Source organism: Aquibacillus salsiterrae (assembly GCF_028416595.1).
Lineage (GTDB): Bacteria > Bacillota > Bacilli > Bacillales > Amphibacillaceae > Aquibacillus_A > Aquibacillus_A salsiterrae.
The window spans coordinates 1-26,865 of the sequence record NZ_JAMQKC010000024.1 but is presented as its reverse complement, the minus strand read 5'-3'; the positions used below and the strand labels follow the sequence as shown (position 1 = coordinate 26,865).

Genomic DNA, 26,865 nt, shown 5'->3' with positions numbered 1-26,865 from the left:
ATGTCAAAATTATTTTACAAAATTGGTAAAACAGCTTATAACAAACCATGGGCTTTTATTGCTAGTTGGTTGTTGATTTTAGGGATAATAGTCACTGTGATTGTTACAAATGGTGTTAACATGAGCAGTGAAACAAGAATAGATGGAACAGAGGCTCAAGAGGTTTTAGACAAACTTGCCGAGGAACTTCCAGTTGCTTCAGGTGGACAAGGTAGTTTTATTTTTGAGGTTCCTGAAGGAGAACAAGTGGATGATCCAGCTAATTTAGAGTCACTGATGACCACGATTAACGATATTTATCAGCTAGATTACGTTGTGAATCCACTTGAAATGTTACAAGAAAGTGGAAATATCGCTCAGTTACAAGAGATGCAAAGTCAGATGGGACAGATGAAAAGCAGTGAAAAGTCTTATCGACCTTTACTAATTAATGACAATCCAGTCCCAGGGATTAAGATTTCAGCAGAAGGTAACATCGCTTTATTTCAATTCCAAATGACAGAACAAGCAGAGAACTTATCCGAGGAAAAATTAGATAAATTAATCGATACAGCATCGAATATAGAACAAGACACATCGATTGATGTTATTCCAACCGGTACGCTTCAAGCTACGGATCTTCCTATAGGGGGGATAAATGAGATTATTGGTCTAGTCATCGCCGGTATTATCCTGGTGGTTACTTTAGGTTCATTAATTGCAGCTGGGTTGCCATTGATTATTGCCTTTGTTGGTGTGGGGGTTGGAGTTGGAGGCACATTTGCTTTATCTAGTTTATTTCAGATAAACAGCCTAACTCCAATGCTTGCTTTAATGGTTGGTTTAGCTGTTGGAATCGATTATGCTTTATTTATTGTTAATAGACAGAGAAAGCTAATTTTAGAAGAAAATCTTTCAGCAAAAGAAGCAGCTGCACGATCAGTAGGAACAGCCGGAAGTGCAGTGTTTTTTGCTGGATTAACAGTCATGATAGCACTCTGCGGATTATTAGTTATAGGCATTGCCTTCTTAAGTGGTATGGCTCTGGTGGCTTCCATGACAGTTTTTATCGACGTACTTGTCGCACTTACCTTATTACCTGCTCTATTAGGGTTGATTGGAGAAAAAATTGTCTCTACTAAAGCTAGAAGTAAAGAAAAGGAAAAAGATAGTACCAAATCTACCTTTGCAAATCATTGGATTAATAGCATAATCAAGTTTAAATGGTTTGCAGTTGCTTTAATCATTGTTGTTTTAGGCATGATGGCTATACCTGTTTCCGATATGAATTTAGGAATGCCTTCAGGGGCAAGTGCTAATAAAGATACGGCAGAAAGACAGAGCTATGACATTATTTCGGAAAGTTTCGGTGAGGGCTATAACGGTACACTTTTACTTGTAGCTGAAGATAGGGATGCTAATACTATTAATCCACAAGAATACCTTCAGTTACTTTCAAATATAAATAAACTTGATAACGTTATAGAGGTTTCACCAGGTGGCTTTAGTGAGGACGGGAAAATAGGGATAGTGAGTATTATTCCAAAAGACGGTCCTACAGATGAAGCAACTCAAGAATTGGTTGAATACTTAAGAAGTAATACAGCAGTAGTTGAAAATACAAATCTTGAAGTAGGAATTACTGGGTTAACTGCAATAAATATTGATATGTCAGAGAATTTATCTGAAGTGTTCCCAATCTATATTGGGATTATCGTTGTATTATCTTTAGTGATATTACTGATTGTCTTTAGGTCAGTGATTGTTCCGATAAAAGCAACAATCGGTTTCTTATTAAGTATCATGGCTACTTTTGGTGCTACAACAGCCGTGTTCCAATGGGGATGGATAGGTGCTTTATTCGGGATTGACACTGGCGGACCACTACTAAGTTTTATTCCGATTATGGTTACTGGTATCTTGTATGGTTTAGCCATGGATTATCAAGTGTTTCTTGTATCGTCTATGCGTGAGTCGTATATTCACGGTAAAAAAGGAGATAAAGCTGTTATTAATGGTTATACCATTGCAAGTAAAGTGGTTGTTGCAGCAGCGTTAATCATGGTCTCTGTCTTTTCAGGTTTTATTTTTACCGAGGATATTATGATCAAACAAATAGGGTTTGCCTTGGCTTTTGGTATCTTGATTGATGCATTCTTAATTAGAATGATATTTGTACCAGCAGTTATGTCTATGTTTGGTGACAAAATTTGGTGGTTACCAAAATGGTTAGATAAACTTTTACCTAACTTAGACATTGAAGGAGAAAAATTAATTCACGAACTTCAAAAAGAAGGAAATATTAAGAAGAAAAAATGATGTTATGATTACTGAGGATGGTCATTTTTGACTATCCTCTATTTTATGGAAAACAAAATCTATATGAAATGTACGGATTTTTCTATTGTACAGTAGAAGAAAGATATAGCGCAATTAATTTTGTCATATATATCAATCTTCACCCCCAAATATAAAGATTATAAATTAGAGTAAGTATTCTTCGCCCTGGGCTATCGCTTTATATTCACTAATTTCTTTATCTTTCGGTACAGGGATTATGTGGAGCATGACACAGCTCACCATTCGGAATTTAATGCTGCACCAAGTACATTTAAATGTTTTCATTTCCTATACATATCAAGCGAATGACTCCAGAAATGATCTTAGAAGAAGTAACAGCCGCCAGCATACGAGCGGCATAGTATCTGTCTTTATAGTATAATATCAGAGGGGAGTGATAAATTCAAAAGTGATCTTAATATATGGGTATTAAGTGAAGAAACTCCCCATTGTCAGTGCTTTAATTTATCAACGACCCCATTAATTTTCTTGGCATCTGGAGTTGTTTTTATGGGACAAAGAGGGAGAAAAAAGGGATCAAACGGAGAGGCTAGTAGAGCTTTATTACTTAGGATTGCAACGGAGGAATTTGCTAGTAAGGGTTACTATGAAACTAAAGTTAGCAGCATTGTGAAAAAAGCAAAGGTAACCCAACCGACCTTTTATCTTTATTTTCAAAGTAAGGAAGCACTATTTCAAGAATTGGTAGATTCGTTCCGCGATAGTTTGTTTGGCTTGATTAATAATAGTCGCTTAGAAGCAGGAATTGTAGAATCTGATTTACCCAATGAAATTAGAAGAGGGTTAAGGGCCATCTTTGATTTTTTTGAATCTAACCTAAGTTTAACAAGAATCGGTCTTTACCTGGCAGCGGACGCAGAAGACATTAAGAGGGAACTTGCCAACCAAATCAAGGAAAATCTAGATACTGAAGTCAAAAATGGATATTTTTCATCAAGTTTGGATACAAGAATTTTTGCTGAGAGCTTAGTTGGGGCGATGGAAAGGTTAACTATTACGCTCCTGCACGAAGGGTTAGCAAATGCAGAAGATCTTGCTGATCAGCTTGTAACATTATTTTTGTTTGGGCTACAAAACAAAAAAGTCTAGTTATAAACCGCCTCTGGTCAAAATTAAGACTGAGGCGGTTTTTCTCATAAGATAAGAAAGTATAAAAAGATTCAAGAACATGTCTAGCGCAGGGTGCCTAGCCCCTCGAGGTCTTAAGCAAAAAATCTATGTGGGAAAGAGCGCCACATAGATTTTTTGCTTAAGTTTGTCGAGGGTGACCAAGGCGCGACTTGCGCTTTTCTTATTTGCCTATTTTTGAGCGTTCTTTACAAAATCATCGTACCGTTTAAGAAAAGTAGCGATTTGGTTTCTTTTTAGTGTATTATCTACACCGAAGGATGCAAAGGTTTTCGGATAGTTCCCATCATCATCTGCATACCCGTTAGATAGGTCAGATTGGTACATGAAAGATACGGCTTTATCTAAACTCACCTGTTTTCCAAAATGGAGTGTTGCTAAGGCTTGGGCGAAATCTCCTCTTGTTACAGGAGCGGACGCTGTACCAGTATTTTGTACTTCATACTTTGTAGCCAATTGATAAGGTACGGATGCCCAAAAATCATCAGCTTCTGTTGTAAGCAGTTCTGCTGGATTTGTATAGCTGAATAAAACAGATAACATTTGCGCTTCTGTTAAATTTTCGTTTGGATTTAACCAGTTGCCTGTCTGACCAGTATTTGGATTTTTTTGATTTACATAGCCTTTAATCAAACCCTGTTGGATGGCCCATAACATATCGTCTGACCAATTTTGATTTGCCTTAAAATCATCGTAAGTTAGCATTGTGGATTCTAAAGCAGAGTTCATATCAGCAAAAGGGCCGTCAGGGTTGTCAATGAACCACAGGTGCATCCCGTAAAGAGCTGGATGCCATTCTTCAAATGATGCACCTGTTTCAGGATTAGTTCGCGGTGCATCATTTGGGTCAGCGATTTCTAATTCCGTTCCATCTGTGTAATGAGCGCTAGCTTTATGGACTAGTCCAAAACTTGTGTCGTCGATTGGTGATTTTGCTTCTGGATCTGGTGTACCCCACTCCGCAGCTACTAAGGTTAATCTTCCGTTCACTGGGGCATAGAGCAATGTGTTCGGCATATCTGTGCCTACTGCATTTGGATTCATATAATGGTAGCCCATTTGAGGAACGAAATCAGTCAATTTTACGTAACCTGCTGCTTCCGCTGACCTAACTGTATTATATTTTTTTAATTCTTGTTTGATTTCTTCCATTTGGAGGAATTGCTTCCCAATGTTCTGATGCTCCTCATGACTAACAAAATAGTTGTGGAGGTCATAATGGGCATCTTCAAGGCCCTCGTGCCCATTTGGCTGGAATTCGATATCCGTGTGATCTACTGAAAGTGATGGGAGTCCTTGCATCCCAGGAATATTTTCAAATGATTTCCCAGATGCAAAATCCTCTTGCTTCAGCATTTGTTCGATAAAAATAAGTTTACCATTATTAACACCATAAATTGGCCCGACAGGCATATTGTTAGGGTTAGCCCAATGTTCTCCCATTCCTGGAACAGATGGAGTAATCTGCACCGCCCCTTCTGGTAAATCGAGAACATTGGTAGTAAGGTTGTCTTCATCCCAAATAACTTTCTCGGCACCGGTTGCATTGGCAAGCTCTTGAACAGAAGCAAGGACCACGTCATCTTTCACTACGGCTTCGATATTTTTTCCACGAACAGTTACCGTTTTTTGGTCCGGATCCCATTGGTAAGATTCACTTAGTAATGTCGTGTATGCCTTTACATCTGTGAAAACAATATCATCAATGATTTGGTTTGCGTTAGAATTTACTTCTATGCCATTTAAGTTGACATGGACATTTTCATTACTATCAGAAGCGGAGATAGTGATTGGTCCCGCCATAAGTGCTAGGGATATTCCAGCACTTCCTATAGCTACTTTCCATCCATTCTTCATTTCCATTCCCCCATACGTTTAGTTAATAATTAATCCAATCTTAATGAGTAAGTGATAAGCTCCTTTCTTTTCTACTTAATAAATTTTAAATGGTCATGATAATACTCTTGAATAACATACATGTTACTCAAGAGTATTATCTTTCAAAATAAACTAGCAGTCAAGTAAATTTTTCCAAAAGAGGGACATGGGGACAGGAAAGTTGTCCCACTGTTTTTGAGCAAAATATATTTTAGAAATATATGAAAATAAAGCAGGAGAAGATCTTTATGTGTTGAAATAGTAATCAAACAAACCATCTACCAACCAAGTACTTATCCACACGATTTCCCACATTACTACAATAATCCAGACTTCCTCTCGTAACTATTCTAATTCTGTTTAAGACTCCAATTTTATTATTTTCGACTCTTAGCCATTTTTTTCGAGTAGTTGTGTAGCAGCCTAGTAATACAATTATAAATAAATATACGTTTTTCATTATGGTGCGCTTCTAAATTAACCCTGATGAATAATGGATTACAATTACATGGGGTGACTCATAAATGTCAAGAAAATCAAGAAAGATAAGCTCCAATGGAATCTATCACATTATGCTTCGAGGAATAAATAGACAAACTATTTTTGAAGATGATGAAGATAGATTGAGATTTTTAACAACGGTAAAAAGATTCAAAGAAGTTAGTCAATTCAATATATACAGTTACTGTTTGATGGATAATCACATTCACTTGTTATTGAGAGAGATAGATGAGCCTGTATCGAAGGCGATTCAGAGGATTAGTGCAAGTTATGTATATTGGTATAATCAAAAATATGAACGCTGTGGACACTTATTTCAAGAGAGGTTTAAGAGTGAGAATGTAGAGACAATGCCTTATTTTTTCAGAGTTGTACGGTATATCCATCATAACCCTGTAAAGGCAGGGTTGGCCAATAATGTATTTGAATGTAAATGGACAAGTATCGCTGAATATCTTGGTCAATCCCAAGATGGTTTAGTTGATATTGATCTAGTCCTCGATTTGCTATCCCCAAACAAAAGTAAAGCTATCCAATTGTTTATTGATTATATCCAAATATCCACTGATGACCACTGTTTAGATGATAATGTAAAGGTGAGAATACTAGATAGCGAAGTCAGAAGTCATCTTATGAAATTAGGGATTACTACTAGTAGTGAATTGCAGCAGTTGAATATGGAAAAAAGAAATCAAATAATTTTGGAGCTCAAAAAAATGCATGGTGTGTCAGTGAGGCAGCTGTCGAGAATAACGGGTATATCAAAAAGCGTCATTGATCGTGTTCGCTGATTCAGGTTCGGTTGTGGGACAATGATCGTGCCCGTTGCCACTGAAAAACACATACTGAAAAAAAGCAATCCCTTAATTTATGAGGTTTATGGTGATGGCATATTTCCTAAACGAAATACAGGCCACCTACTGCAAGCCTTAATAGTAGAATAGAAACATCTACCTATTTCGCTCATAGAAAAGCGTAGGGCCCCGGAGCTAGACAGTTCTTGGATTTTTTTATCATTTAAAAAAGGGACACGTTTCCTGTCCCCATGTCCCTTTTCTATTAAAATGTGTGCTAGTCTACTGGTGCTGTTCCGGGTGGGCATTCTTCAGCAATTGGGAAGTTATTACCAACGATTATCAATAATATGAAAAGTACCACTAATAAAATGAACCCGTTGTTCTGGCGGGGTTGAATTATTGGCGCGCATTTCCCATAACCATATCCCCCGTATCCATATCCATATCCATATCCGTATGGCATTTGTTACACCTCCTTTTCGCCTTTAATTTAACATATGATTAAAATGTGTCTTTAGTTAAGTAATGTATCACAAACTTTCAAAAAAGGCTTATTAACCAAATAATCTAAACAGAGTGGGCTCTCTAAAATTGAATTCCTCCATCATGAGATGTGAAATGAGGTTTGCATAGTGGAAAAACTTCGGTACCGTAACAGGAGAGGGAGGGGCATGTCCCTTCATTTGGCTTATTTAACAGAATAGCTTACTATTATAAGTAGCAAATGTAAAATGTTGCCGTGTTTGATATATGAAAAGAATCAGAAGATAAGTAAATATTTGGACAAGTTAGTCTTTTTGAAAAGGAGGGGGAACAAGGTGGCGTCAAAGCGGGAAGAAATTATTTATAAAGTTTCATCACTTATCCATTCCCAGGGCTATGAAAATACTAAACTGAGTGAGATTTTGCAGGTGACTGGTATTGGTAAGGGGCAGTTTTATCATTACTTCTCTTCGAAGCGGGAGCTTGCTGATGCTGTGATCGATTATCTGATTGCTATTATGGAAGAGGCTTTATTCGAAAATATTTTGGATCAACCGATCTCTCCTAAAGAGAAATTAAATCAAATGCTAGACGAGATTTGTGATATGCAAATGGAAAACCAAGCAAAACGTGGGTGCCCTATTGGTAACTTAGCAATTGAAACAAGTGAACACGATCCGATGTTTCGGGAGAAAATTTCATCCTTCTTTGACAGGTGGGAGCATAAGGTGAAGCAAACTATAGACGAATTGCAGCAAGAAGGAATGCTTGGCCAGAACATCGATACGACAAAGCACGCACGCTCAATGGTTGCTATGATCGAGGGTGCCATTTTACGAATGAAGAATAAACAGGATATTCAAGTGCTCCGTGATATTACAGATGTTATCAGACATGAATACAATCTTAAAGAAGTATAGAGAAATTATAAGAAGAATTTAGAGAACAATAAAATTGACTCTATTCTTCTTTTTTGTTAGACTCTTTCTGTACCAACCGGTAGGTAAAAAGAGAATTTATTTTTCCTAACTGGGAATGTTAAACCTTAAATATAGAGAAGTAGGTGGATGTAAAATTGAGTGAAACATTATTTTCAAAAATTAAAATAGGGAATGTGACAATAGATAATCGTATTGGGCTAGCGCCAATGACACGAACGAGTGCAACAGCAACAGGATTAGCAACGGAAAATATGGCACAATATTATGCGAATTTTGCTCGTGGCGGGTTTGGCTTGGTTATTACAGAAGGAACGTATACGGATGAAGCCTATAGTCAGGGGTATCTTAACCAACCAGGTATCGCAACGAAAGAACAAACAGAAGCATGGAAAAAGGTAGTCAAGGCCGTTCACCAAGAAGGGTCAAAAATAGTTTTACAACTGATGCATGCTGGTGCGTTGTCTCAAGGGAATCGCTTCAAAGAACAATCCATTGGTCCTTCAGCAATTAAGCCAAAAGGTGAAAAATTATCATTTTATGGTGGGGAGGGTGAGTTTTCTACTCCTAAGGAAATGACGGAGGAAGATATTTCACAAGTTATTCAAGGCTTTGTCACATCAGCTAAAAATGCTAAAGAGGCAGGCTTTGATGGGGTTGAAATCCATGGTGCTAATGGATATATACTTGATCAGTTTTTAACCGATTATACAAATGAACGACAAGACCAATATGGTGGATCGACCGAAAATCGCATGCGTTTATTAATTGAAGTTGTCCAGGCAGTTCGAGAAGCGGTTGGTCAAGACTATCCGGTTGGAATTCGTATTGGGCAAGCGAAAGTAAACGATCCCGACCATAAGTGGAAAAATGGGGAAGCTGATGCAGAAATTATTTTCAGTCAACTTGGGGAGGCAAATGTAGACTATATCCATATCCCAGAACCAAAAGCAACAGAACCGGCATTTGGAGAATCTGGACCTACACTGGTCGAGCTTGTAAAAAAGTACGGAAATACAATCGCAATTGCCAACGGTTCTTTAGAGGATCCTCAATTAGCAAAAAATTTACTTGCTGAAGGGAAAGCGGATATTGTCACAATTGGAAAAGGTGCTTTAAGCAATCAGGATTGGCCTAAAAAAGTATTAAATGGTCAAGATTTAAGTGAGTTTGATTTTAAAAAGTTCCTTCTGCCAAAGGCAACATTGAAAGATTTTGAAGTTAAGCCCAAAATAGCCATAATATCTGAAGGGATGGCTTGTGGACCAGATGGTTTATGCTAAAAAAAGAAGAAAGCATAAAAATTACAGGGGGTTTGAACAATGAAAGCTATTGTAATTGATCAATACGGAGAAAAGGAAGTTTTGAAAGAAAGAAATATTGAAAAGCCAACCATTCAAGATGACCAGGTTCTATTAGAAATACATGCAACATCGATTAACCCAATTGATTGGAAGGTGCGTGCAGGTTATCTGAAAGAGATGCTACCATTTGAATTTCCAATTATACTTGGTTGGGATGCTGCGGGGATAATTGTAGAAAAGGGGAAAAATGTTAGTCGCTTTGAAGTTGGTGACCGAGTATTTGCCAGACCAGCAACAACTAGACAAGGTACGTATGCAGAATACACTGCTGTTGATGAAAATTTACTTTCCCAGGTTCCAGTATCGATGAGCTTTGAAGAGGCAGCCTCTATCCCTTTAGCAGGACTAACTGCTTGGCAGTGTCTCGTTGATATTACTGGAATTAAAAAAGGCGATAAAGTTCTAATTCATGCTGGAGCTGGTGGTGTAGGTATTTTTGCCATCCAGATTGCAAAATCTTTTGGTGCATACGTGGCAACTACAGCTAGTGAAAAAAATGAAGTTTTTCTAAAGTCATTAGGTGCTGACCAAGTAGTTAATTATCAGCAAGATGACTTTAGCGAATTCCTGCAAGATTATGACATCGTCTTAGACTCGATTGGTGGAGATGTTCAATCAACTAGTTATAAGGTGCTAAAAAAAGGGGGAAAACTTGTGTCCATTGCACAGCCCCCGTCTGAAGAAGAGGCACAACAATATAGTGTAGATGCTAGATTTCACTGGCTTGAACCAAAGGGTGAGCAATTGCAACATTTAGCAGACATGTATGAGTCTAACGAGCTTAAGACTATTATTGGTGAGACGTTTGAATTTAGCGAACAAGGTCTTCAAGAGGCACATGCGTTAAGTGAAACCCATCACGCTCGAGGTAAAATTGTTATTAAGGTTAAATAAGTGAATGAAGGCAACTTGGCGATAATACCAAGTTGCCTATTTTTATAAGATAAAAAAGTATAAAAAGATCCAAGAGCTGTCCACTCCGCTTCCTAGCCCCTCGGGGTCATAAGTTGTGTGGCAAAGACCGCCACGTCAGAGCTTGTCTTATGCCTGCCTTAGTCTAGCAAGGCGCCCTGCGCTTTTCGTCCCTAGTTCCTCATCCATATGGCGATTTGTAATGTCACTGCATCTTGGAAGTTTTGTGGATCAAGGCCTGTTTGTTCTTTGATCTGTTTAAGGCGATAAATCATCGTGTTCCTATGGATAAAAAGGCTTTCTGCACTTGCCCCGATATTTTGGTTCATTTGAAAAAAGACAGAAAGGGTATCTATCCATTTTTCAGGAAGGCTTCCTAAAATGCGATGGGTAAAATGAGTTGTCTCTTGATCAGATAATTGGCTTAGTAGTGCGTTGATTTCAATTTCTTCATACCTAGTAATTGTTCTGTCCCTTTGTCCAAACATAAGTGCGTTTGTTGCTTGTTCATGAGACTGGCAGATGAGATCTACCCCCATCACAGACGATCCGAGACCAATCCGCGATGAGATCTCTCGTTTTTCAAGTATGTCTCTTACCTTCATTGTCTGTTCGTTTACGTCAGCACTTGCTTTTCCTGAAAACAAAAGAAATAAACGATTCGCTCCTGAAAAGCCAACAAGTGAGTTCGGTCCAAGCGATTCTTCGATCATTTGGATAAGACGAAGCATATTTAGCTTTGTTTCCCCAATTTCCATAACCCCAACATGGAATGGTTCCTTTAAATCGATGTTTAAATAGGCTAGTCGCTGTTCACTCTTTCTGCCATGAAGCAATTCCTCAAAAACCATCTCTTTAATGCGTTGTTTTGACTCCACTTTGTTTGCCCAGAATGCCTGGTGAACCATCATTTCCGTTATCATTTTAGTTAGTTCCCCGAATTCACTTATATCAGTAGGATTTCCTGTTATCCCAATCACACCAATAATCTTATTTTGAAATTCAATCGGCAAATTGATCCCCGGTAGTGCCCCCCTCCAATTGGTTCCTTCTTTTAAAACAACCGTTTTTCCGGTTTGCAAAACTTCGAGTGAGCCCTCATGAATGTGGCCGATTCGTTGCTGGTTACCGGAAGCAATTATCTTTCCACTTTGGTCCATGATGTTAATGTTTCGATTTAAGCGTACCATTGTTTGTTTAACAATTTCATTGGCGATTTCCGTTGTTAGCATGTCCAACCTCCTTATACCCTTATATAGTTATAGTATACAAAAAATAAGTGTAAAAACAGATTAAATTTGTTTTATGTAACCGATGACACATAATACTATAGCCATCTATAATGAATATACAGTTTTGTAAGCGCTTTTAAAATAGGGGTGAAAAAACATGAAATTTGTGATTGCTCCCGACTCATTCAAAGGGAGTGTCTCGGCAAAAGCTGCTGCTTTATCAATTGCCCGAGGTATCAAGAAGGTGCTTCCTGATGCAGACACATGTCTCATTCCTTTAGGAGACGGCGGTGAAGGGACAATGGATAGCCTTGTTGCCGCAACAAATGGAACGAAGGTAAAGGTAGAGGTGGTTGGTCCCCTTCATAGGCCTGTTACAGCCCAATATGGCATTTTGGGCGATGGTGTTACATGTGTAATTGAAATGGCAAGTGCATCTGGCCTTGATCTCTTGTTAGAATCAGAGCGTGATCCATTGCTAGCAACAACATATGGAACGGGACAATTGATTAAAAAGGCATTGGATGACGGCTGTAAGAAATTTATTTTGGCTATTGGGGGAAGTGCTACGAATGATGGTGGGATTGGTATGCTCCAAGCACTAGGGATGAAGCTGCTTGATGAAAACGGGCAAGAGGTAGGGCTTGGTGCTAACCAATTAAGCCAGATTGTCACCATTGATGATCAAGCGTTTGACCCGCGGATTGCTAAGATGGAGTTTCTAATCGCCTCAGATGTCCAAAACCCACTCATCGGCCAAAATGGTGCCTCCCACGTATTCGGACCACAAAAGGGTGCGACACCAGAAATGGTACAGGTATTAGATACGTATTTAACAAAGTGGGCAGATTTGGTTGAGAGGAAGAATGGCATCCGCCTCCATGACAAGGCCGGTGCAGGCGCTGCTGGTGGGATTGGCGGAGCGTTCCAAGCATTTTTTCCTGCAAAAACACAACGTGGTATTGATATTGTAATCGAATACACGGGGTTAAGGGAACAATTATCGGATGCTGAGCTTGTCTTTACTGGGGAAGGTCAGATTGATTTTCAAACTGCCTCTGGTAAGACCCCGATGGGTGTAGCTGAAGCAGCCAAACAAGAAGGTATTCCAGTCTTTGTTCTTGCCGGTTCGATTGGGACAGGAATTGAGGTGCTATATGAATATGGGATTAGTGCAATTCATAGTATTGTCAATAAGCCTATGACTTTAACAGAAGCAATGGAGCAGGGGGAAGAACTTTTAGAATTAGCAGCAGAGCAAGTAGTAAGAGTTTATTTGCAAGGTATTAAATCATCTTAAGAGGGGGTTATTTCATTGTTATTTGTCATTTTAACAATTGGTGTTCTACTCGTCGTTGTTGCAACAGCAAAATTTAAATTGCATCCGTTTTTATCATTATTATTAGGTGCTTTTTTTATCGGGATTACTTCGGGCATGCCTTTAATGGACATAGTTGACAATATTAATAATGGTTTCGGTGGCTTGATGAGCTATATTGGAATTGTAATCGTTTCCGGAACCATTATTGGAACCATTTTAGAAAAATCAGGTGCGGCGCTGCGGATGGCCGAGGTAGTTCTTCGCGTTGTTGGTCCAAAACGACCACAGCTTGCCATGTCAATAATCGGATACATTGTCTCCATTCCTGTTTTCTGTGATTCGGCCTTTGTCATTCTTTCTAGTTTAAAGAAGGCATTGGCAAAACGGGCTAAGGTTGCTGTTGCTTCAATGTCTGTTGCTTTAGCAACTGGTCTCTATGCAACCCATACGTTAGTACCACCGACACCTGGTCCAATTGCTGCCGCTGGTAACATTGGTGCGACAGATTATCTTGGAACTATTATTGGTATTGGTTTACTCGTTTCCATTCCAGCCGTAATCGTTGGTTATCTATGGGCTACTAGAGTTGGGTCGAAAATTGAAGTGGAAGATGATGGGAAAAGTATTGACTACGATGAAATTATAAAATCGTTTGGAACACTACCATCTACATTTAAATCCTTTTTACCGATTGTCTTACCGATTGTATTAATTGCACTTGGATCGTTTGTGAAGTTTATTGGTGTTGAGGGAACTTTTGGAAACGTTCTTATTTTTCTAGGTTCGCCAACAGTTGCTTTAATTATCGGTATTTTCGCATCTTTCTCATTATTGCCTAAATTAGATGAAGAAACGTTAACGAATTGGGTAGGCAAAGGAATAACGGATTCGGCCCCAATCTTGTTAATTACAGGAGCCGGTGGTGCCTTTGGCGGAGTAATAAAAAACACAGACATTGCCGGTGTTATTGAAGGACTTGCGTCTGGTGGATTATTTGGTGGTGTTTTATTCTTGTTGATTCCATTCCTTGTTGCAGCTGCTTTAAAAACAGCACAAGGTTCTTCCACCGCTGCACTTGTCATTACGTCTTCCTTAATTGCCCCAATGCTCGGTTCAGCTGGGATTGAGGGTGCCGTTCCGTTAGCAACTAGCTAGATATCATCCAATACAAACAAGGAAAATCAGTATAATTGACAAATGGTATATGGTTATATTAATATATATCTCACCTTCGAGATATATGGAGTGAGGTAAATAATCCATAACTTTAAGGAAAATTAACCAAAAAAATGGAGGAAAATCTATACTATGAAGATAGCAGTTATTGTTGGAAGTACACGTCCGGGACGTAATTCAGAAGCTGTTGCAAAATGGGTTTATGAATTAGCACAAAAAAGAAATGATGCAGAATTTGAACTAGTTGATATTGCTGATTATAATCTACCACTACTTGATGAAGCTGTACCACCATCAATGGGTCAATATGCAAATGACCATACAAAAAAATGGGCTGCAAAAATTGATTCATTTGATGGCTTTGTCTTTGTTACACCAGAATATAACCATGGAACAAGTGGTGCATTAAAGAATGCTATTGACTACATATATAAAGAATGGAACAATAAGGCAGCTGGTTTTGTTGGGATCGGTAGTGTTGGTGGCACAAGAGCTGTAGAAAACTTGCGACTTATTATGGGGGAACTACAAGTAGCTGACGTTCGTGCCCAGGTATCTATTTCCTTGTTTACTGATTTTGAAAATTTTAGCGTCTTTAAACCTGCTGATTTCCATGTAGACTCTGTTAATACTATGCTAGATCAAGTAATTGCATGGAGTAAGGCAATGAAAACATTAAGATAAGATTACAGGTCCTCCTTTTCTTAAGGGGGATTTTTTGTATGGATTAAACAGTATAGACAAGAATCTGGTGTCTGTCGAACGTATCAATTAAAATAGTGGTACAAAAAAAATTAGTACAACTAAAACAGAGGTGTCTTGATGAAATTTGATCAGTTTACAATTGGACAGGTGTATCAAACTAAATCGTTTCAATTAACAAAAGAGAATATTATGAGGTTTGCCGGTGAATTTGATCCACAGTATTTGCATGTGGATGAGGAAAAGGCTAATAAGGGAAGGTTTAATGGGATCATTGCTTCTGGCATACATACACTTGCCATTTCATTTAAACTGTGGGTTGAAGAAGGCTGGTATGGTGACGATGTAATTGCTGGAACACAAATGAATAATGTTAAATTTACCAAGCCAGTTTACCCTGGAGATGAGCTCCATCTTTCTGTTGAGGTTATTGATAAAAAAACAACAAAAAGTGATTCAGGTATCGTTACTGTATTATTATCAACTTTTAATGATCAAGAAGAAAAAGTTTTTGAGGGTGACTTATCTGTATTAATAAAGCGATAAGGCTTTAAAAACTTATTAATATTTTATTGATGATGAAGTTGAAATCATTGTATTGTAGTATATAACTAAGATAGGAGAATTAAATTTATAAAAGTTTTGGTGTCAAAAAGTATCTTTTTCAGGTGGTGGATGTAATCGGGTTGTTTTTTGAGAAAAGAGAAAGCACCAAATTATTTAAAGCAATAAGAATGATAGTAATGATTTCTTTCGGTATCATCTTTGTAATAAGTATTATCAATGGATTAGATTTCGGTTTTTTAAGATTGGCATTTATTTTTGGAGGATTTACTTCCCTCATAGATGGTCTAGAAAGTTATTTAAAAAAAGATGATAAGTGGAAATATATAGTGGACTTTGATCTTGCAATTATTTGGTTTATAACAATTTTTATATTCTGGTAATAAGTAGATATAAAGTGAACTAGGTTTTATATAAGAAGTGGAAATTGGAGTGTGCGAGGGGTTGCTTGGTGAAAAAAGGCAGAATTATCAGAGGGATTTTTATTGAAATACGTGATTCTATTTTGTTTGAAATCATAGTGAGAGTTCTACTTTTTATTCCAAGAATAATTATACGTCTAATTAAAGATATCTATTAGCTTGTTAAAAAGATATGCTGGTGCCCTGGTGCTATACACCCGTTTTTCTCAAAGAATAAATAGAATAATCGTCTAAAATGTTAGGGAAAATGCATGGATCAAAAAGATGAGCTTATTGCGAGATTAATCATATTTAATCCCCTCTAGAATAAATATTGATAGATAAGTTTATGGGGGGGATAAGTTTGTTTCGGTTTGGAACGATCCTTTAGTACCATTATACTTCTGTTTCTTCTTAGTGGTTGTCACTAGTGCCTAACACCGATTTTTCTGGCAACTATTATATATCTAATTTTATTTTTGTAGCTTCAGCAATAATACTTTTCATCAATGATTCAACCGTCTGGCTTCTGGCTAACCTTGGGCTTTGGCCAGACCATAGAGACATGAAATCCTGGTTATTTTGTAACGCAGAAGATTTTCTAATATCTTTAGTTAACGTATTTTGAATAGGAAAGTCTGGTAAAAGTGTTTCATATTCCTGCATGTCGATAACAAATTTGTTTTTAATTGCTCTTGCCCATTTACCTGAAAATGATCGTGTTAAAATAGTCTGGTCTTCATCAGCATTTAGAATCGCTTCTTTATGTAGTCTATTTGCACCACTTTCTGTACATGTGACGAAAGCTGTCCCCATTTGTACACCCTTGGCTCCTAGGCAAATACAAGTCATTAATCCTCTTCCATCCATAATCCCTCCAGCTGCAACAACAGGAATGTTAACAGTGTCTACCACCTGTAAACGTTACTTAAAATCTGTTTTTTTAATTCTAATAGTTAGATATTTATGTGACGAGAGAAAGGATAAAGACAAGGAATTTTATCAAATCGGCGCGTAACAAAATCTTGTTAAATTGACAATCGTAAATTAAGCGCTTACAATTTTCAAAAGGATAGTATATTGGGAGGGGTATTGTGTCATTTAAAATTGCGTTTATAGGTGCAGGGAGTATCGGGTTTACGAGGGGGCTTTTGAGAGATTTACTGGCTGTTCCAGAGTTTAACGACGTTGAAGTTGCGTTTACCGACATAAATCAAAAGAACTTAGATATGGTGACGCAGCTCTGTCAACGTGATATTGATTGGAACGGGTTGTCAATTACGATTCAATCAACCGTTGACCGTCGAGAAGCATTAAAGGGTGCAAGATATATTTTTAATGTCGTTCGTATTGGTGGATTAGAGGCGTTTGAAAAGGATATTGAAATTCCTTTGAAATATGGAGTAGATCAATGCGTTGGTGATACTCTGAGTGCAGGGGGCATCATGTATGGGCAGCGTGGTATTGCTGTGATGCTTGATATTTGTAAGGATATTCGAGAAGTTGCTGAAAAAGATTGCCTTCTATTAAACTATGCCAATCCAATGGCAATGTTGACGTGGGCGTGTAAAAAGTATGGTGGGGTTAACACGATTGGACTTTGTCATGGGGTACAAGGTGGACATCGGCAAATTGCTAACGTACTTGGAAAAGAAAAAGAGGAAATTGATATAATTTGTGCCGGGATTAACCATCAGACATGGTATATAAAGGTTGGGCACAATGGTGAGGATATGACCGGACGTCTATTAAAAGCATTCGAAAATCATCCAGAGTATAGTAAAACAGAGAAAGTTAGAATCGATATGCTTCGCCGATTCGGATATTACAGCACCGAATCAAATGGACACTTGAGTGAATATGTACCTTGGTACCGAAAGCGCCCAGAAGAAATCAAGGAATGGATTGACTTAGGTTCTTGGATCAATGGGGAGACTGGCGGTTACTTACGGGTTTGTACGGAAGGAAGAAACTGGTTTGAGACGGATTTTCCAAACTGGTTAAAAGAGCCGCCATTGGCATATAAGCTTGAGAATCGTGGTGAGGAACACGGCTCTTACATTGTAGAGGGCCTAGAAACTGGGCGTGTGTATCGAGGTCATTTTAATGTTGTCAATAATGGTGTCATTTCAAATCTCCCTGATGATGCAATTATTGAAGCACCTGGATATGTCGATCGAAATGGGATTAGCATGCCACATGTTGGTGAGTTGCCAATCGGATGTGCAGCTGTATGCAACGTTAGTATTTCTGTGCAACGGTTAGCTGTAGAAGCGGCTGTGCACGGTGATGATCAATTGCTCCGCCAAGCGATGATGATGGACCCACTAGTTGGTGCTGTTTGTAATCCGAAAGAGATTTGGCAAATGGTTGATGAATTATTAGTGGAGCAAGCGGAATGGTTACCACAGTATTCCGTCGCAATTCATGAAGCAAAAGAACGCTTGGAACAAGGAGATTTATTACCAACAAAAGATTATCGTGGTGCAGCACGGTTAAAAGTAAAAACCGTGGAGGAAATGGCGCAGGACCGAGAAGCAGCAAACAAAAATGCTAGCGAATCAGATAAAGCAAAACAACGACCTGCTAGTCGTTAAGAGTGTAAACACTAGGAGTAAAGACAAGTAGCTCTTTAGTTAGTGCCATGAATTAATGCTAGGCACTATAGATAGACGGTTGTCTTTTTATAGTGCCTTATTTCATACACCAACGGTCAACCGGTAGTCAATTGTGCTCCACTTCGTAGCCTGCCTTAGTCTTCCAGGGCGCCTTGCGCTTTTCTTATCCATTATATTCCTTCCCGTTTATAAACTTCTTCAGTGAATTTCTCGAACATGGTCATACAGTTTTCAAAGTTTTGCTTCGCCTCAACTTGTGCACCACACTGAAAGAAGTCTCTTTTCTTAATTTTAACGAGCCAATTCTTTAATCTTCGTAACTCAACTTCATTTTCTTCAATTTCTCGAAAGGTAAAATTTCTTTGATTCGTCTCTTTAATTATTTCATCTTGGAACTTTTTACATTCTTCGATAAATTCACTGTATTCCAATTTTCTTTCTTGATTAAAGGCAGATACTATTTCTTCCTCTGATTTGCCTGTGAATTTTTCTACTTCTAATAAGGAAGATTCTCCCTCATTTTCTGCAATAAATAATTTTAATTTTAATATTTTTTTTGCAGTATCTTCCGTATTTGGGCAAATGCATACCGATTGTTGGATATAATGTACCCCAATCGTTTTGAGGTTTCGCCATACTTTTACTCGAGCAGAAGAAGGGTCAGAAGGTAGTTTATATGCGAAAATCAGCCAACCATTACAATTCACATAGCTCAACTCCAAATTCTTTAGTGTGAAAAGTGTAACACATGTTGCATTAATGTAAAACATAAGTTACACTTTTGTTAAGTGGGATAATATCGTAAATGGAGGACTAGCTAAATGGAGAAAGCCTTAACTAGTTTAAAATCCAAGGCAAGAAAAGTAAAACAAGATATATTTGTGTTAGTTGAGGCATATAAACATCCAAAAACGCCTTTATTCGTTAAGTTACTTTCCATTATTATAGTTGCTTACGCGTTTAGTCCAATTGACCTTATACCTGATTTTATACCAATTTTAGGCTATCTTGATGATGTAATTCTTATACCTATCGCAATTACGTTTATTATAAAATTAATTCCAACTGATGTACTTGAAGAATGCAGGGACCTTGTTAGAAATTCACCAAAAGAGAAAAAGAAAAATTGGATAGCAGGTTCTATTATCATCCTTGTTTGGGTTGCAGTATTATACTGGGTTGTTTCGTTATTTATCTAAGAAAAAAACCAGGAAATGATAATGGAAATTTGTCGCGAACAGGCGAGAGGTAGATATATCTCTCGTCTGATTTTTTTGCAAGATAAGAAACAACCGTGGCTACGCTTATTGTAGCCACCATCTACAATAAATTTGTTTTTATACAAAAATAAAAAAATCCAAGAGCTGTCTAGCTCCGAGCGCCAATCCACTCTGCACTTTTCTTTGACTTTCTCCACACTTCTCCTATAATATGAAAGTTATCAGCATCGCCTGTTTTATTAGAGAAATAGCTGGTTCAATACACATGTGGGAAAAGGGGAAATGGGAGTTGGGAAAATCATTTAAATGGTTATCATTTTTAGGAGTATCGGTATTTATATTAAGTGCCTGTGCCCAAGGTGAGGAGTCAGTTACATCACAATATGAAGAAAAACTGCCAACTGTGACCGAGGCTGATTCTACTAGCAAGATATATGACGTGTCCGAGGGTCCGATTACGATAACGGCAAAGCAGTCGTCTCAAAGTATCACTATGGAGAGTGAAGTTGATACATGGGCATATGACGGTATTGTACCAGGTCCACAAATTCGAGCGACAGTTGGTGAAACCATCGATGTCACGTTAGAAAATGAATTGCCTGATCCAGTAACGATTCATTGGCATGGTCTACCAGTGCCGAATAATATGGATGGCATTCCCGGTGTTACGCAAAATGCTGTGAAACCAGGGGAATCATTTGAATATAAATTTGAAGCAGATGTACCAGGAACATATTGGTACCACTCTCATCAAGATGGTTCAAATCAATTAGATAAAGGGTTATACGGAACTATTATTGTTGAAGATGAAAGTCCTAGCTATGATAAGGACTTTACGCTTGTTTTAGATGAATGGCAAGTTGGAGAAGAAGAAGCGGATAGTAGCATGGAAGGCATGGACATGGGAGAAGAAGTGGATAGTAGCATCGAAAGCATGGATATGAGTGGTGAAGAGAATATGGCTGAAATGTATGATACATTCCTCATTAATGGAAAAAGCGGGGAAAGCATACCTGAGATGGAAGTGGAAAAGGGTGACCGAGTGCGACTCAGATTTGTTAATGCGGGAAATATGGCACATAAAATGGATATTCATGGTCAGGAGTTCCAAATTGTTGCAACTGATGGACAACCGATAAATAATCCGGCAACAGTCACAGAGACACTCATTGAGGTAGCACCAGGTGAACGGTATGATGTAGAATTCACTGTCCAAGAAGAGGGCGAATGGTTTATAGAATGTCATGGTAACATGGAACAGAGCAGTGACATGAAAACCAAAATTCGCACCACAGGATTTACCGGAGAGTCCACGGACACATCGAATCAATTAGATGAATTCCCGGTGTTTGATTTTACTTCATATGGAGAAATAGCAGAAAATCCGTTTTCGATTGATGACCAATATGATGTGGAATATCGTTTAGATTTGAACAATCGTACCGTTGATGGGCAAACAGAATACACAATAAATGATAAAGTATTTCCAGATACAGATACACTAGAAGTGGAACAGGGTGACAGAGTAAAGGTTACTTTAGTAAATAGCTCGGAAACTGCAGTACACCCAATGCATTTACATGGTGTATTTTTTCAAGTCATAAGCAAGAATGGTGAGCCTTTAATGGGAGCCCCTGTCTTTAAAGATACCATCAATGTAAAACCGGGGGAAGAATATGAAATTGCCTTTTTAGCTGATAATCCTGGTGATTGGATGTTCCATTGTCACGACCTTCACCATGCGGCGGCAGGAATGGTGACGCTTGTTAAGTACAAAGGATTTGAGCCTGTTTTCACACCAGATCCAACTGTTGAAAATAAACCAGAGTAACGAAGACGACAGCATGAACCCAAATCTAACAATTTTAAAACGACTCTTCATTTCGATTTTTGAAAGAAGAGTCGTTTTTTGGCTAGATAAGAAAATATAAAAAAATCCAAGCATGGATTATATCCAGCCGCAGCCACGTCCAGCTTCTGCGCCTACCCCTTCGATTTTCTTAATATTTGCAGATAACTAGTTACTTTTCACAAAAAGCTAGCCATTTTGCTAAAATTTTTATAAAATCACGTACTCAATGTCCGATTACGCACCAAAAATATTGCAGTTTCTTACATACCCCGATGTCCACTCCCTATGTTATTAGTGTCAGCCTGATTTCATTATCAGCCGATACTGCAAACTTTCATTACCAACTACTTGCGGTGTTATGTCTTTGTGCAATAAAATATGGTTGATAGACAAACTAGTATTTCCATATGTTATTGTAAACATATCAAAGATAAATGTAGATTGTAACGAAATCAAATCTCCTAATCATAGATGGAAAAGGAAGTGTTAGAATGAAAGTTACTATTCTTGGTGGCGGTAATGAAATTGGGGCTTCATGTCTTCATATTCAAATGGAAGAAACCAGTATAGTGATTGATGCGGGAATGCGGATGCATGGGGAAAATGTTCTTCCGATGTTTGGGATGCTTGAGGAACTGAGTCAACCTGAAGCCATTCTTGTGACACATGCACATGCAGACCATATCGGTGCTTTACCTATTTTACATACCATGTATCCGAAAGTTCCTGTCTATGCTACACCGCCAACAGCTGATTTAATGCAGATTATGATGAAAGATTCCTATAAAATTTTGACCGATCAATCACGTGTTACGGAATCCTTAATGCCATACACCGAGGAGCAAATGAACGCGTTTTTACAACATATTCGACTCCTTCCGGCTAATGGTAATCTAAAAGTGGGCAATATGCAGATTACCGCTCATCGTGCAGGACATATTATGGGCGCAGTGATGTATCAGATGGAAGTAGATGGTGAAAGTCTCCTTGTTACAGGTGATCTTTCTTTTAGTAGCGGACGAACGATTCCTGGTGCGAAGGTTGTAAAAGGTTTGCATGCGGATGTGGTGATTATGGAGTCTACTTATGGAAACCGAATGCATTCGGATCGGAATACTGAGGAGAAACGGTTAGCAAATAGGGTTGCCGAAACGATTGAAAATGGAGGATTTGCCCTTGTTCCTGCTTTTGCACTCGGACGAGCACAAGAAGTATTGTTAATCCTCCAGGACTATATGGAAAAAGGGTTGATTCCTTCTTTCCCGATATATGTAGACGGGCTAGTAACCCCGGTTAGTCGAGTTTATAAAAGCTATCCCCATTATTTAAAAGGGCCTGTTGCCCACCGTGTTCGGGCAAATGGGGATGCATTTTTAACAGAAGGACGTTGTATTGCGGTTAGCCCACAACAGCGCAAAGACGTTGTAAATGGTAAGCCAGCCTGTATTGTAGCATCGTCTGGAATGTTAACTGGTGGAGCGAGTGCTTGGTATGCAAAATACCTGGTAGCCGATCAGAAGAATACGATTCTTTTAACCGGGTATCAGGACGAAGAGAGTCCCGGCAAAAAGCTACTTGCTCTAGCTGATGGAACAGAAAATACACTTGACATTGATGGTACATCCCACCAGGTTAATTGTCAGGTTGAAAAAATTGGCCTTTCTGCGCATGCGGATGCAAGTGAAATGACACGCTTTATCGAAACAATCGAGCCTACCTATACCTTACTTGTTCATGGGGATGATGACGCACGCTTGTCTTTGGCGGATAAAATCCATCCAAGGTTTCATCCACTATTGGTTGAAAACGGGGAAACGTATCCTTTTGAAAAACGGAAGGAAGGGAAAGGAATTGTCGGGAAAAGGTATCAGGTTAACCGTCAGCAAGAGCTGCTACGGCAGAAAATTGGTTCTGTGCTGCTTTATAAAAAGGACGGAGCAGAAACCTTAAAGTTTGGAATTTGTCAAAATGTACACCCAAAGACAGCGACCTTTTTTTGTGATACAGGGAAAGGAAAATTAGTGAGAGTGGAAGCGGATCATGTCGTAGAAACTATTGGTCCGTGGGGGTTGTCGATGGAGGAATTTAAAGAGGTGTCAGAAGATTTACTGTCCTTTAGTCGCCCATATGTAGAGGGAATCGACTGGGATGTTATTCCTGAATACGCAGTCTCCCTACAGGAAATTTTTCATGCATTGAACATGAAGGATTCCAGACAACAATTTGCTGTGGCGTTAGCCCTACAAACACTGCCTGAGAAAAATCGTCATACCGATTTAGAGGGTACGGTTGGCTATAAGATAGATGCCGATTTCCGCTTTAAACTAACCAATTTAGACTTGGCAATACAGGCTATCAAGATGAATCCAAATCATGCGATGGACTTTGTTCGTTCTTATATGGATGGTCATCCACGCTTCCAGAGGTGTGGTGTCAAAGATGATTATCTATCTCTTTCGTTTGACTTTCCAAAAGGGGTAGCCAATGAAGAACGCGAGCGAATTGCGAACGAAATTAAGCAACAGACTGGGTGGGATGTTGAATTCTCTGAGTCGGTAAGACATGAGGCATTTCAACCACTGCTGTCCACCTTACTTGGAGAAAATACCGAGATGCCATCAGTTCATATTAATGAGCAACTTGTTGTTGCCAAAAATAAAAAGCCGGAAAATGTTACTGCTATCTCTGACCGTTTTAAGGAAGTAACAGGGTTTACGTTACAATTTGCAGAAGATAAGGAGAATACTATTCCTAATCACCACGATAGCGAATTTTATCAACCAACTTCAGATATAAAACCGATGGAAAATAATCAAGCGATCTCTCTAGCCAAGCAATTGGCGCAAGCATACAACGTCACCATCTACAAGACTAGTATGAAACAAGAGAATGGGGCTCCACTAATGGAATTGCATTTCATATCACCTGAAGTTGCAGCGCGTTATACAGAAATGCTGCGGGAGCTAAGCAATCGTATTGGCATGGCAGTTCAATTTGCAACACAGCCAAAGCAAAACGAAATCATTTTAAGTACCAAGGAACTAACGCCAGTATCGTGGGGGTTAAAAGGAAATCCATCGATTCATATCGAGCGAAAAGAAGTGGCTGTTAAAATTACGAATCAACCAACAGCGGATGAGATTGCTGAAGTAAATTCCGCTATTGAAAAGAAAACAGGATATAAGTTACAGGTCAAGATCGGTTGAATTTGGTACCTGGTATTATCCGTGGACATTTTTATTAAATAAAAAACCCAGAATTTGTTCAAATTCAGCGCTTTTCTTACATTTTTCAAGACAGTTGAAGTCGCAAGACTATCCGGCATAAAATTGCTCACTAGGTGTTAGTATAAGAATGCTTCTTTACGAAATCCTTACAATAGCTTAATGGTAGATTAATAGTTAATTGGTAAAGTGTATTTGTAGGCTGAATGGAAAGGTTGATAACAATGACAAATCGCATGTACGCTGCTTGCCTTTAAGACTGTATTTATTTTCTTAAAAGTTTTGCTGATAAATGCATTCCGTCTTTTTATCCATCCTTTTGATCACTACAAAAAAATGTGTGGGAGGAATTTATCTTGGTTCACAAAAAAACAAGTAAGAAAGTTTTATCAGCAGCAATGGTTACTTCACTTGTATTGGGAGGACTTGCTACAATCGGAAATCCATTTGTTGAAGCAAAGGTTGACACAACAAATGAGGCTAAAATTAAAAATGTTATCTTCTTAATTGGAGATGGCATGGGTCCAGCATATAACACGGCTTACCGGTCATTTAAAGATGATAAATCAACACCTTATATGGAAAAGACTGCTTTTGATCAAGATTTAGTAGGCGCACAAGAAACATATTCTTGGGATGAGGATCAAAGTGTCACTGATTCAGCTGCTGCTGCTACGTCGATGGCTACAGGGGTGAAAACATATAATGGTGCAATAGCAGTTGATATCGAAAAAAACAACACCAAAACTGTATTAGAATTAGCTAAAGAACAAGGTAAAGCGACTGGTATTGTTGCAACATCCCAAATCAATCATGCAACACCGGCATCGTTTGGAGCTCATGATGAGTCACGCAAAAACTATAATAGTATTGCAGATGATTACTATGATGAGCTAATTAACGGGGAGCACAAAATAGATGTGATGCTCGGTGGTGGTACTGCTTACTTTGAACGTAAAGACCGTAACCTTGCAGAAGAGTTCCAAACTGACGGTTATAGTTATGTAACAACAACGGAAGAACTTTTAAATAACGAAAATGATCAAGTATTAGGATTGTTCGCAGCAAAAGGTATGGACAAGGCTATTGACCGAGAAGACGATGTACCTTCTCTTGCTGAAATGACAGATGCTGCAATAGAGCGATTAAGTAATGACAAAGATGGATTTTTCTTGATGGTTGAAGGTAGCCAAATTGACTGGGCTGGACACGACAATGATGTTGTTGCAGCAATGAGCGAGATGGAAGATTTTGAAAAGGCATATGAACGTGCAATTGAGTTTGCGAAAAAGGACAAACATACACTCGTTGTTACTACTGCTGACCATTCAACAGGTGGCTTAACAATGGGACGTGACGGTGAATATAAGTGGGATCCGGCACCACTAAGAGCAGCTAAGCGCACACCAGACTACATGGCTTCTCAAATCGCAAATGGTTCAGATGTGGAAGAAGTTTTATCTGATTATATAGATTTGGAATTATCTAATGAAGAAATTCAATCGGTGAAAGATGCTGCAGCAGCTGGAGGAGTATCTACTATTGACAGTGCGATTGAAAAAATCTTTGATATTCGCTCTGGTACTGGCTGGACTACTGGTGGCCATACTGGTGTAGATGTTAACGTCTATGCTTATGGCCCGCAAGCAAATAAATTTGCAGGACTACAGGATAATCACGAAACAGGACAAAAATTGTTAGATTTATTCCGATAGAAGTTTTGCTTACCCCCATCCCTATCCTAGTAATAGGAGGCTACTAAGGAAGAAACGTTCACTACGTTTCTTCCTTTTCGTTTGTAATAGACTTGGTGATGGGACTTGTACTACTTTACTAACATTTACAAACAATTAACAAGTAGTTAACACTAACTTAAACTTTCTCAAGTATTCTAAAATAGAAGCTTGGTTAAGCAAGCAAATATAAATAGTAGATAATAGGGGGATAACAAATGATTAAAAATGGAAAGATTTCATTACTTGCCGTTTTACTTATATTATTGATTGGATTGCTTGCTGCGTGTGGTTCAGGAGATGGTGGAAACGCATCTGAGGAAGATACTAATGGAACGAACGATTCAAATAGCACGGAAACAGAAGAATTGACTGGCTCTGTCATCATTTCTGGTTCAAGTGCGATGCAACCATTAGTTGCAGCTGCAGCGGAAGAATTCATGAACCAAAATCCTGGTACAGACATTCAAGTGAATGCAGG

Annotated in this window: 21 protein-coding genes and 1 pseudogene; 17 read left to right on the top strand and 5 right to left on the bottom strand. The window is 38.5% G+C overall.

The genetic code is table 11. The features are described 5' to 3' along the window. Together NC799_RS15705 and NC799_RS15700 are read left to right on the top strand one after the other, a co-directional pair. Complete coding sequence (locus NC799_RS15705; RefSeq protein ID WP_272447392.1) at positions 1–2,298, top strand: MMPL family transporter; 2,298 nt, start codon at positions 1–3, stop codon at positions 2,296–2,298. A gap of 531 nt (positions 2,299–2,829) precedes the next feature. Further along, positions 2,830–3,429 carry a TetR/AcrR family transcriptional regulator gene (locus NC799_RS15700; RefSeq protein WP_272447391.1) on the top strand — a complete coding sequence of 200 codons (600 nt, stop codon included), beginning with the start codon at positions 2,830–2,832 and terminating at the stop codon, positions 3,427–3,429. Positions 3,430–3,639: 210 nt separating this feature from the next. Here the strand turns inward: NC799_RS15700 and NC799_RS15695 are convergent, their stop codons facing one another. Further along, positions 3,640–5,325, bottom strand: coding sequence for an S-layer homology domain-containing protein (locus NC799_RS15695; protein WP_272447390.1), 1,686 nt, complete (start codon positions 5,323–5,325; stop codon positions 3,640–3,642). 545 nt (positions 5,326–5,870) lie between these two features. Between NC799_RS15695 and NC799_RS15690 the strand changes: the two genes are divergently transcribed. Continuing rightward, positions 5,871–6,638, top strand: coding sequence for a transposase (locus tag NC799_RS15690; protein WP_272447389.1), 768 nt, complete (start codon positions 5,871–5,873; stop codon positions 6,636–6,638). A 280-nt stretch (positions 6,639–6,918) separates the two neighbouring features. Here the strand turns inward: NC799_RS15690 and NC799_RS15685 are convergent, their stop codons facing one another. Beyond that, positions 6,919–7,107: a YjcZ family sporulation protein gene (locus NC799_RS15685; RefSeq protein WP_272447388.1), complete on the bottom strand. Its 189-nt coding sequence runs from the start codon at positions 7,105–7,107 to the stop codon at positions 6,919–6,921. Positions 7,108–7,462: 355 nt separating this feature from the next. Here NC799_RS15685 and NC799_RS15680 point away from each other — a divergent pair, with 355 nt between their 5' ends. From NC799_RS15680 to NC799_RS15670, 3 genes are all read left to right on the top strand, one after another. Further along, positions 7,463–8,047, top strand: a complete 585-nt coding sequence (locus tag NC799_RS15680; RefSeq protein WP_272447387.1) for a TetR/AcrR family transcriptional regulator — start codon at positions 7,463–7,465, stop codon at positions 8,045–8,047. A gap of 155 nt (positions 8,048–8,202) precedes the next feature. Continuing rightward, positions 8,203–9,348, top strand: a complete 1,146-nt coding sequence (locus NC799_RS15675; RefSeq protein ID WP_272447386.1) for an NADH:flavin oxidoreductase — start codon at positions 8,203–8,205, stop codon at positions 9,346–9,348. Between the two features lie 39 nt (positions 9,349–9,387). After that, positions 9,388–10,323, top strand: a complete 936-nt coding sequence (locus NC799_RS15670) for an NADP-dependent oxidoreductase (protein ID WP_272447385.1) — start codon at positions 9,388–9,390, stop codon at positions 10,321–10,323. A 191-nt stretch (positions 10,324–10,514) separates the two neighbouring features. On the opposite strand, the gene NC799_RS15665 is transcribed toward NC799_RS15670, so the two are convergent. Further along, positions 10,515–11,573, bottom strand: a complete 1,059-nt coding sequence (locus NC799_RS15665; protein WP_272447384.1) for a CdaR family transcriptional regulator — start codon at positions 11,571–11,573, stop codon at positions 10,515–10,517. A gap of 157 nt (positions 11,574–11,730) precedes the next feature. Here NC799_RS15665 and NC799_RS15660 point away from each other — a divergent pair, with 157 nt between their 5' ends. The 5 genes from NC799_RS15660 (at position 11,731) to NC799_RS15640 (ending at position 15,719) form a co-directional block, all read left to right on the top strand. Next, a complete protein-coding gene (locus NC799_RS15660; RefSeq protein WP_272447383.1) occupies positions 11,731–12,873 on the top strand; it encodes a glycerate kinase family protein in 1,143 nt (380 codons plus the stop codon). A gap of 15 nt (positions 12,874–12,888) precedes the next feature. Further along, positions 12,889–14,049: a GntP family permease gene (locus NC799_RS15655; RefSeq protein WP_272447382.1), complete on the top strand. Its 1,161-nt coding sequence runs from the start codon at positions 12,889–12,891 to the stop codon at positions 14,047–14,049. 153 nt (positions 14,050–14,202) lie between these two features. Beyond that, positions 14,203–14,754 (top strand): NADPH-dependent FMN reductase, encoded by a 552-nt coding sequence (locus tag NC799_RS15650; RefSeq protein ID WP_272447381.1) that lies wholly within the window; start codon positions 14,203–14,205, stop codon positions 14,752–14,754. Between the two features lie 138 nt (positions 14,755–14,892). After that, positions 14,893–15,318 (top strand): MaoC family dehydratase, encoded by a 426-nt coding sequence (locus tag NC799_RS15645; RefSeq protein WP_272447380.1) that lies wholly within the window; start codon positions 14,893–14,895, stop codon positions 15,316–15,318. 140 nt (positions 15,319–15,458) lie between these two features. Further along, positions 15,459–15,719, top strand: a complete 261-nt coding sequence (locus tag NC799_RS15640; protein ID WP_272447379.1) for a hypothetical protein — start codon at positions 15,459–15,461, stop codon at positions 15,717–15,719. A gap of 477 nt (positions 15,720–16,196) precedes the next feature. Here the strand turns inward: NC799_RS15640 and NC799_RS15635 are convergent, their stop codons facing one another. Next, on the bottom strand, positions 16,197–16,652 hold the full coding sequence (locus tag NC799_RS15635) for an NAD(P)H-dependent flavin oxidoreductase (protein WP_334313870.1): 456 nt from the start codon (positions 16,650–16,652) through the stop codon (positions 16,197–16,199). Positions 16,653–16,831: 179 nt separating this feature from the next. Between NC799_RS15635 and melA the strand changes: the two genes are divergently transcribed. Then, a complete protein-coding gene (gene melA, locus NC799_RS15630) occupies positions 16,832–18,334 on the top strand; it encodes an alpha-glucosidase/alpha-galactosidase (protein WP_272447378.1) in 1,503 nt (500 codons plus the stop codon). A gap of 191 nt (positions 18,335–18,525) precedes the next feature. On the opposite strand, the gene NC799_RS15625 is transcribed toward melA, so the two are convergent. Next, a complete protein-coding gene (locus tag NC799_RS15625) occupies positions 18,526–19,062 on the bottom strand; it encodes a Chromate resistance protein ChrB (protein ID WP_272447377.1) in 537 nt (178 codons plus the stop codon). Between the two features lie 114 nt (positions 19,063–19,176). Here NC799_RS15625 and NC799_RS15620 point away from each other — a divergent pair, with 114 nt between their 5' ends. The 5 genes and pseudogenes from NC799_RS15620 to NC799_RS15600 all read left to right on the top strand — a co-directional run. Continuing rightward, positions 19,177–19,554 (top strand): YkvA family protein, encoded by a 378-nt coding sequence (locus NC799_RS15620; RefSeq protein ID WP_272447376.1) that lies wholly within the window; start codon positions 19,177–19,179, stop codon positions 19,552–19,554. Positions 19,555–19,864: 310 nt separating this feature from the next. After that, a complete protein-coding gene (locus tag NC799_RS15615; protein ID WP_272447375.1) occupies positions 19,865–21,406 on the top strand; it encodes a multicopper oxidase family protein in 1,542 nt (513 codons plus the stop codon). Between the two features lie 512 nt (positions 21,407–21,918). Then, on the top strand, positions 21,919–24,633 hold the full coding sequence (locus NC799_RS15610; protein WP_272447374.1) for an MBL fold metallo-hydrolase: 2,715 nt from the start codon (positions 21,919–21,921) through the stop codon (positions 24,631–24,633). Positions 24,634–25,007: 374 nt separating this feature from the next. Continuing rightward, positions 25,008–26,366: an alkaline phosphatase gene (locus NC799_RS15605; protein ID WP_272447373.1), complete on the top strand. Its 1,359-nt coding sequence runs from the start codon at positions 25,008–25,010 to the stop codon at positions 26,364–26,366. Positions 26,367–26,602: 236 nt separating this feature from the next. Then, positions 26,603–26,865, top strand: a pseudogene (locus tag NC799_RS15600) (phosphate-binding protein); the annotation flags it as partial.

Excerpts from the sequence above, each read along its gene's own strand:
- NC799_RS15705 (WP_272447392.1), top strand. The coding sequence starts at position 1 with ATGTCAAAATTATTTTACAAAATTGGTAAAACAGCTTATAACAAACCA.
- NC799_RS15700 (WP_272447391.1), top strand. The coding sequence starts at position 2,830 with ATGGGACAAAGAGGGAGAAAAAAGGGATCAAACGGAGAGGCTAGTAGA.
- NC799_RS15695 (WP_272447390.1), bottom strand. The coding sequence starts at position 5,325 with ATGAAGAATGGATGGAAAGTAGCTATAGGAAGTGCTGGAATATCCCTA.
- NC799_RS15690 (WP_272447389.1), top strand. The coding sequence starts at position 5,871 with ATGTCAAGAAAATCAAGAAAGATAAGCTCCAATGGAATCTATCACATT.
- NC799_RS15685 (WP_272447388.1), bottom strand. The coding sequence starts at position 7,107 with ATGCCATACGGATATGGATATGGATATGGATACGGGGGATATGGTTAT.
- NC799_RS15670 (WP_272447385.1), top strand. The coding sequence starts at position 9,388 with ATGAAAGCTATTGTAATTGATCAATACGGAGAAAAGGAAGTTTTGAAA.
- NC799_RS15665 (WP_272447384.1), bottom strand. The coding sequence starts at position 11,573 with ATGCTAACAACGGAAATCGCCAATGAAATTGTTAAACAAACAATGGTA.
- NC799_RS15660 (WP_272447383.1), top strand. The coding sequence starts at position 11,731 with ATGAAATTTGTGATTGCTCCCGACTCATTCAAAGGGAGTGTCTCGGCA.
- NC799_RS15650 (WP_272447381.1), top strand. The coding sequence starts at position 14,203 with ATGAAGATAGCAGTTATTGTTGGAAGTACACGTCCGGGACGTAATTCA.
- NC799_RS15645 (WP_272447380.1), top strand. The coding sequence starts at position 14,893 with ATGAAATTTGATCAGTTTACAATTGGACAGGTGTATCAAACTAAATCG.
- NC799_RS15620 (WP_272447376.1), top strand. The coding sequence starts at position 19,177 with ATGGAGAAAGCCTTAACTAGTTTAAAATCCAAGGCAAGAAAAGTAAAA.
- NC799_RS15610 (WP_272447374.1), top strand. The coding sequence starts at position 21,919 with ATGAAAGTTACTATTCTTGGTGGCGGTAATGAAATTGGGGCTTCATGT.